Origin of the sequence: Aeromonas sp. QDB56, assembly GCF_027705505.1 — a bacterium.
Classification (GTDB): Bacteria; Pseudomonadota; Gammaproteobacteria; order Enterobacterales; family Aeromonadaceae; genus Aeromonas; species Aeromonas caviae.
On the sequence record NZ_JAPDBZ010000172.1, the window covers coordinates 1 to 7,043 of the forward strand.

General features: G+C 64.0%; 5 protein-coding genes. 2 read left to right on the plus strand and 3 right to left on the minus strand.

Going from position 1 to position 7,043, the window contains the following annotated elements; all coding sequences use genetic code 11:
- Positions 1-150 precede the first annotated feature (150 nt).
- On the minus strand, positions 151-2,415 hold the full coding sequence (gene metE / locus OKB81_RS18450; protein WP_160839232.1) for a 5-methyltetrahydropteroyltriglutamate--homocysteine S-methyltransferase: 2,265 nt from the start codon (positions 2,413-2,415) through the stop codon (positions 151-153).
- Between the two features lie 160 nt (positions 2,416-2,575).
- On the opposite strand from metE, the gene OKB81_RS18455 reads away from it, so the two are divergent.
- A complete protein-coding gene (locus OKB81_RS18455) occupies positions 2,576-3,511 on the plus strand; it encodes a LysR substrate-binding domain-containing protein (RefSeq protein ID WP_160839234.1) in 936 nt (311 codons plus the stop codon).
- A 73-nt stretch (positions 3,512-3,584) separates the two neighbouring features.
- Here the strand turns inward: OKB81_RS18455 and OKB81_RS18460 are convergent, their stop codons facing one another.
- Both OKB81_RS18460 and OKB81_RS18465 read right to left on the minus strand, forming a co-directional pair.
- On the minus strand, positions 3,585-4,397 hold the full coding sequence (locus OKB81_RS18460) for a siderophore ferric iron reductase (protein WP_160839236.1): 813 nt from the start codon (positions 4,395-4,397) through the stop codon (positions 3,585-3,587).
- Between the two features lie 38 nt (positions 4,398-4,435).
- Positions 4,436-6,580 carry a TonB-dependent siderophore receptor gene (locus OKB81_RS18465; protein WP_160839238.1) on the minus strand — a complete coding sequence of 715 codons (2,145 nt, stop codon included), beginning with the start codon at positions 6,578-6,580 and terminating at the stop codon, positions 4,436-4,438.
- On the opposite strand from OKB81_RS18465, the gene OKB81_RS18470 reads away from it, so the two are divergent.
- A complete protein-coding gene (locus OKB81_RS18470) occupies positions 6,566-6,817 on the plus strand; it encodes a hypothetical protein (RefSeq protein ID WP_160839240.1) in 252 nt (83 codons plus the stop codon). The two genes, OKB81_RS18465 and OKB81_RS18470, sit on opposite strands and share 15 nt — an antisense overlap.
- Positions 6,818-7,043 lie beyond the last annotated feature (226 nt).

The window sequence follows — 7,043 nt, forward strand, 5'->3', positions numbered from 1 at the left end:
GTTTGGAGACAGCCAGTTTACCAGCACCCTGTCTGTCAACTTCCACTTCCCCAAGATCCCGCGAAGAACCAAAAAAGAGGGAAGGCTGTCGCCTTCCCTCTCTCGTCTTGGTGACACTCACCGGGCGCTCGTCCGGGTGAATGGAAGCCCTCAGGCCAGCTCGGCGCGCAGCGCCCGAGTCGCATCGACCATCACCTTCAGGGCAGCGGTGGTCTCTTCCCAGCCGCGGGTCTTGAGGCCGCAGTCCGGGTTCACCCAGAGCCGGTCTGCCGGGATTTGTTGCGCAGCCTTGCGGATGAGGTCTTCAATCCAGCCCTGGCTCGGTACGTTCGGCGAGTGGATGTCGTAGACGCCCGGACCGATCTCGTTGGGGTAGTTGAAGCGCTCGAACGCTTCGAGCAACTGCATCTGGCTGCGGCTCGTCTCGATGGTGATCACATCCGCGTCCAGCGCCGCCACCGCCTCGATGATGAGGTTGAAGTCGCTGTAACACATGTGGGTGTGGATCTGGGTGCTGTCCACCACCGGGCTTGCACTCAGGCGGAAGGCGCGCACCGCCCAGTCCAGATAGGCCTGGTGATCCTGCTTGCGCAGGGGCAGCCCTTCGCGGATCGCCGGCTCGTCGATCTGGATGATCTTGATGCCGGCGGCTTCCAGGTCAGCCACCTCGTCGCGAATGGCGAGGCCAATCTGCAGGGCGGACTGCTCGCGGCTCACGTCTTCCCGCGGGAAGGACCAGCAGAGAATGGTCACGGGGCCGGTCAGCATGCCCTTCACCGGCTTGTCGGTCAGGCTCTGGGCAAACTTCGTCCACTCAAGGGTCATGGGGGTCGGACGGTCGATGTCACGGGTGATCACCGGCGGCTTGACGCAGCGGGAGCCATAACTCTGTACCCAGCCAAAGCGGGTGATGGCAAAGCCGTCCAGCAGCTCCCCGAAATACTCCACCATGTCGTTGCGCTCCGCTTCACCGTGCACCAGCACGTCCAACCCGATGGCCTCCTGGCGCTCGATGGCGTCCTTGATCTGGGCCTGGATGCCCGCCTCGTAGGCCTGGTCATCGATGCGCCCGGCACGCCAATCCTGACGCAGCACCCGGATTTCAGAGGTCTGCGGGAAGGAGCCGATGGTGGTGGTGGGCAGGAGCGGCAGCTTCAGATCCGAGCGCTGCGCGTCGGCACGCACCGGGTAGGCGCTCTGGCGATCGAAGTCACTGTTGGTCAGGCTGGCGAGTCGTGACTGCACCGCCTTCTTGTGAACCCGGCTGTCGGACTCCCGATCCACGATGGGCTGGCTGTAAGCCTCGATTTTGTCCAGGGCGCCACCGTCCAGGTAGTCGGACAGCAGCCCCAGCTCATAGCACTTTTGCAGGGCGAAGGCGAACCAGCTGCGGGTCTGGGGATCCAGCTCGTGCTCCAGGGTCAAATCCACCGGGCTGTGCAGCAAGGAACAGGAGGAGGCCACCCAGAGGCGCTCGCCAAGCTTTTCTTTCAAGGCCTTGAGGGTCGGCGCCAGCTTGGCCAGGTTGGCACGCCAGACGTTGCGGCCGTTGATGACACCCGCCGAGAGTACCCACTGGGCCGGCAGGTGCGGGACCAGGGTCTCGAGCTGCTCGGGGGCAGCCACCAGATCCAGGTGCAGGCCGTCCACCTTCAGACTGGTGATGATGTCCCGCTGATGGGCCACGGACCCGAAGTAGGTGGTGAGCAGCAGCTTGCAGGGGCCGCTCAAGCGCTCATACGCCTTGAGGTAGGCCAGGCGCCACTCATCCGGCAGGTCCAGCGCCAGAGCCGGCTCGTCGATTTGCACCCACTCCACCCCCTGGGCCGCCAGTTTGGCCAGGATCTCCTGGTAGACGATCAGCAGGCGATCCAGCAGTTCGAGGCGGGAGAAGCCGCTCTCTTTCTCCTTGCCAAGCCACAGGTAGGAGACGGGGCCCAGCAACACCGCCTTGACCGGCAGCCCAAGGGCCTTGGCCTCTTCCACCTCGTCAAAGAGCTGGCTCCAGCCCAGCTTGAAGCGCTGGTCACGGTAAAATTCCGGCACCAGGTAGTGGTAGTTGGTGTTGAACCATTTGGTCATCTCGGCAGCGGCAGCCGCCGGGCCGGTCGGCGCACGGCCACGGGCCACCCGGAACAGGGTGTCGAGGTCGGTGTCGCCGTGGCGGTGACGGGCAGGCACGGCGTCCACCAGCAGGCTGGTACCCAGCACCTGATCGTACCAGGCAAAATCCCCCACCGGCAGCAGGTTGACCCCGGCGGTACGCTGGGCCTGCCAGTGGCGCTCACGCAGGCTCTTGCCCACGGCGACCAGCTCGGCCTGGGTGGTTTCGCCACGCCAGTAGGATTCGAGGGCAAATTTCAGTTCGCGCTTGGCGCCGATACGGGGAAAGCCCAGGGTGTGTGCGCAGGTCATAGGTTCCATTCCTTATGCTCGTTATCTGATGAGGATCTGGATTGTTTGGCCATCCAGATGTTTACACATCCAAAATGACAAGATAAGGTGGCCTTGGCTATTGAATCCTCTTCAACTGGCTCTCAAGAATTTCTCAACTGACGCACAAAGGAGCAGTGCCATGGTCGCGCCCACCCCATCCAGCCCCCCTCAGAGCAGCAATCTGGGCATCGATCTCAAACACCTGAAGACCATCAGCGCCCTGGCCGAGCAAGGGTCCCTGGCCGGGGCAGCGCTCAGCCTCAACCTCACCCAGTCCGCCCTCTCCCACCAGCTCAAGGAGCTGGAGACCCGCCTCAATCTGGAGCTGTTTCTTCGAAAAAGCCGCCCTCTGGTGCTGACGGCGGCAGGCCAGCATCTGCTGGCCCTGGCCCGTCAGGTGCTGCCCGCCCTGGCCCAGACCGAGCGCCAGCTGTTCGCCCTGCACAGCGGCGAGGCGGGCAGGCTGCATCTGGCCCTCGATTGCCACAGCTGCATCCAGTGGCTGCTCCCGCTGTTGCCGGACTTTCGCCGCCAGTGGCCCGGCGTGGATCTGGAGGTGGAGTCGGTGCCGGGTTTCGATGCCATCAATGCCCTGCTTGGCGGCCAGCTCGACCTGCTGCTCACCTCGGATGTGCAGGCCCGCGGGGATCTTCATTTCGAGCCGCTGTTCGCCTTCGATCTCACCCTGGTGATGGCGCCGGATCACCCCCTCTGCCAGCAGCGGCGCATCGCACCGGACGATCTGCGGCCGGAGGTGCTGCTGGTCTATCCGGTGGAGCGGGCGCGCATGGACGTGTTCAGCCGTTTCCTGCAACCGGCCGGGGTGGAGCCCGCCCGTTGCAAACCGGTGGACAACACCTCGGTCATGCTGCAGATGGCCGCCGCCGGGCTCGGGCTCGCCGCCCTGCCCCGCTGGGCCAGCGAGGAGTTCGTGCGCCAGGGCCTGCTTGAGGCGCGCCCTCTCGGGGAGGGCATTCGCCGCCACATGTATGGCGCCGTGCGCGCCGCCGACAAAGATCAGGCCTGCCTGCAGAGCCTGTTCGAGCGCATCCGCACCCGGATGGCGGCCCAGTAAGCCGGACACAAAAAAGCCGCCAGGATCAGGCGGCTTTCATCACGGGTTGCCCGCGCAGACGAAGAGTCGGGCATCAGCACTCGTCACCCCTCGCCCCACCCTGCCTTCGCGGGCAGTTGCCACAAAGCTCCCCATCCCGGCGCTTGTAGTGCAGGCAGCAGCGCTGGCGCACATAGCCCGGGAAGGCTTCGTCCCGAGGCAGCCCCGCCTCGCGCCAACCCGTCAGATGTGCCGACGGCAGGCCACAGGATTCAAGCCAGAGGGGGGCATGGGCCCTCACCTCCTCCCGACTCACCTCCCCGAAGAAATCGGGCACCCGCACCAGGGCCGCCAGCAGATCGTCCGCCAGGAGCGGGCGCACGAAACCGGGGCGCAGCCGCTGCGCCGTCCCAAGGAGGGTGAACAGCCCCTGCCAGTGCGCCTGGAGTCGCTCCCCGGCCGTCTTGATCAACACGCCGACCTCCCCTCTGATCATGGGCTCGGCCGGCAGGGTAAAACCCGACACCACGCCGGCCTCATGCCCCTGTCCCAGCCTGTCGAGGGCAGGCACGGCCTGATGGCGATAGACGGCCACCATGGCGAGATAGATGGATTGCCAGCAGAGCATGCCCCAGCTGCGGGTGAGCCAGTAGGCGGGCCCCGCCTCCGGGTGTGCCTGCTGCCAGTGCGCATGGAGGGCTGCGGCCACCTCGGCCGACGTCGCTCCGGCGGCATCCGTCAGTGGCGGGCGCACGTCACCGGCCGCCACCAGGTTCCCCTTGAGGGACGGGATCAGGCTGGCCGCCGCCGCGAACAGGGCCTGGTGATCCGAGACGAGGGCGCGTTCCGCGTCCGCTTTCTCCCGGCCAAGGCCGCGCGGCACACCGCGCCCCCTCTCCTCGCCCATTCGTTGAAAGGGCCCCGGGCGCGTGCCGGGGCGCAAGGTCAGAATGCGTATTTGAGTCGCGCCTCCACGCTTCGCTCGGCCCCGAACCAGCAGTTGTTCTGGTCGTAGCAGGAGTAGTAGGTCTTGTTGAACAGGTTGCTGGCGCCAAGCGATACCCCCATCCCCTTCAGGCTTGCGCTGAGGGCGGCGAGATCGTAGGAGGCGGACATATCCATCAGGAGGTAGTTCGGTACCTTGTCGGTGTTGGCGGCATCCATCTCGGCCTCCCCCACGTAGCGCAGGCCGGCGCCCACTCGCATCCCCTCGAGGTTGCCGCCGGGGTAGTAGTTGCTCCACAGCGACGCCATCTGTCTGGGGACCCAGACCGGCGTCTTGCCCTGCAGCGTGGTGGTGTCACGCGTGATCTCCATGTCCATCAGGGTGTAGTTGAGGGCCAGATCCAGCTGGCTGGTGAGATCGGCTCTCCCCTCAAGCTCGATGCCCCTGGAGACCGTCTCCCCGGTCTGCAGCTTGGGCCCGTAGACATTGTCCGGATCCGTCACCAGGGCGTTCTTCTTGGTGATGTGGAACGCCGACAGGGTCGCCGTCTTGCTCATGTCGTCGGAGAGGAACTTGACGCCCCCTTCCCACTGATGGCCGGTCGCCGGTTTGAACGCCTGGCCCTGCTTGTCCGCCCCCGGCACCGGCTCGAAACTCTCGGCATAGCTCGCATAGGGGGAGAAGCCGCCATCCAGCTCATAGAGGGCGCCGACACGGAAGGAGAGGTTGTCCTGATCGAGGTGGGCCAGGGACTGGCTGTCCGCCCCCTGATAGAGGGTCCGGCTGTCGGTGTCCATCCGGTAGCGGTCGTAGCGGGCGCCGCCGATGGCCACCAGTCGATCGAGGCGCACCTGATCCTGCAGATAGACGCCGGTCTGGGACTGACGGATCACCTTTTTATCCTGGTAATTGAAAGTGAGTGCCTCTGGGACTATCTGGCTATGGTTCGGGTTGAAAATGTCGATGCTGGGCGCCGAGTAGTCGAGGGTATCCCGGTAGAGGATATGGGCATCCAGGTACTGGTAATCGACCCCAAGCAGCAGGTTGTGCTGGGCAGAGCCCGTCTGTACCTTGCCCGCCAGCTGGTTGTCGATGACAACGCCGCGAGAGTCTTCATCGGTGAGATAGGCGTTGCGGGCCAGGGTGCGGTTGTCCGCCGCCAGGGCCGCGTTGTAGGTGTTGCGCTGATAGGCGGACGCATCCATGTAGCGGGCATTTTGCAGCACCTGCCAGCGCTCGTTGAAGTCGTGGCTCAGCTTGTAGCCCAGCAGGGTCACGTCCCGGTTGTACTCGTTCCAGTTCTCGTCGCCAAGGAAGGTGTCGCTGCCAAGCTGCCCCAGGGGGTTGGACTTGGCCGAGCCGCTGGCGGGCACAGTGGTGTAGATGCCGGCCTCGGGATCCTTCTGGTAGTAAAGGTTGAGGTTCAGCAGGGTGCGCTCGCCGAGCTGCCAGTCCAGGGACGGCGCAAAGACGTAGCGCTCCTCCTTCGAGGTCACCGCCTGGCCATCCTTCTCCCGGGCCAGCCCCACCAGCCGATAGGCGACCTGCTCGTTGATGGCACCGGTGCTGTCGAGGGTCATCTCCTTGAGGGTGCCCGTGCCGGTCGCCACGCTCACGTTGTGCTTGCTCTCCCGCTGGGGGCGCTTGGCGATGAGGTTGACCATGCCGCCGGGGGGCATGCTGCCATAGAGCACCGATGTCGGCCCCTTGAACACCTCCAGCTGCTCGATGGCCACCGGATCTATCTGGGGTTGCAGGTTCCAGTCGTTGTACTGGAGCAGCAGGCCGTCATAGAAGTTCTGGTAGTTGTCAAAGCCACGGATGTTGAACAGATCCAGCCGGTTGACCGCCCCGCCCCGCAGCTCGGTGTTGACGCCGGGCACGTAGCGCAGCGCCTCGCTCACCGAGCTGACACCGCGCAGCGACAGGGTCTCCCCATCCACCACCGAGATGGCCTGGGGCGTCTCGATGGGGTCGAGCCGGGTCTTGGTCGCGGTGTTGCGATAGGTCTGGCCGAGCACGGTCAGGGTCTCGTCGGCGGTGGCCGTATCCTGGCTTTCGGGCGCGGCGGCCTGTACAGAGCCTGCAAGCAGGGTGGAGATGGTCACGGCGACCAGGGTCAAAGGGGGGTGAACAAGCTGCATCTGATCCTCGATTACTTACTGCATGTGAATAGTAACAAATATCATTTGTATTTTATTGTTCTATTTTGCCCCGATATTAACAATTTGGGGCATTTTGGCGCGGCAGCGGGGAAAGCGAGGGTGGCAGGCATGCCATCTGCTATCGGAGGCAACATGGCGACGCCGTCGAGGCTCTCAGGGAACACCCATCATGGCCGCCTGATGAAGGACACCGCCTTCACTTGCACAGCCAATTAGAAAGTAACCATCACATATTCAGAACATGGCGGCATTTTCACCACCATATTTACACTCATCTGACAAGTATGGTCGTGTGTGCCCTCCCCTTGTTGATCCTGGTCAATCGCTATTGATAAATGAGGCGATAGCATACCCACCCTTTTATCAGGCTATGTCCCAATTACGTGTTGCATCGGGTGCCCTAGCGCCTCATGCAAACACATCTTGGTATTTACCTCCCTGC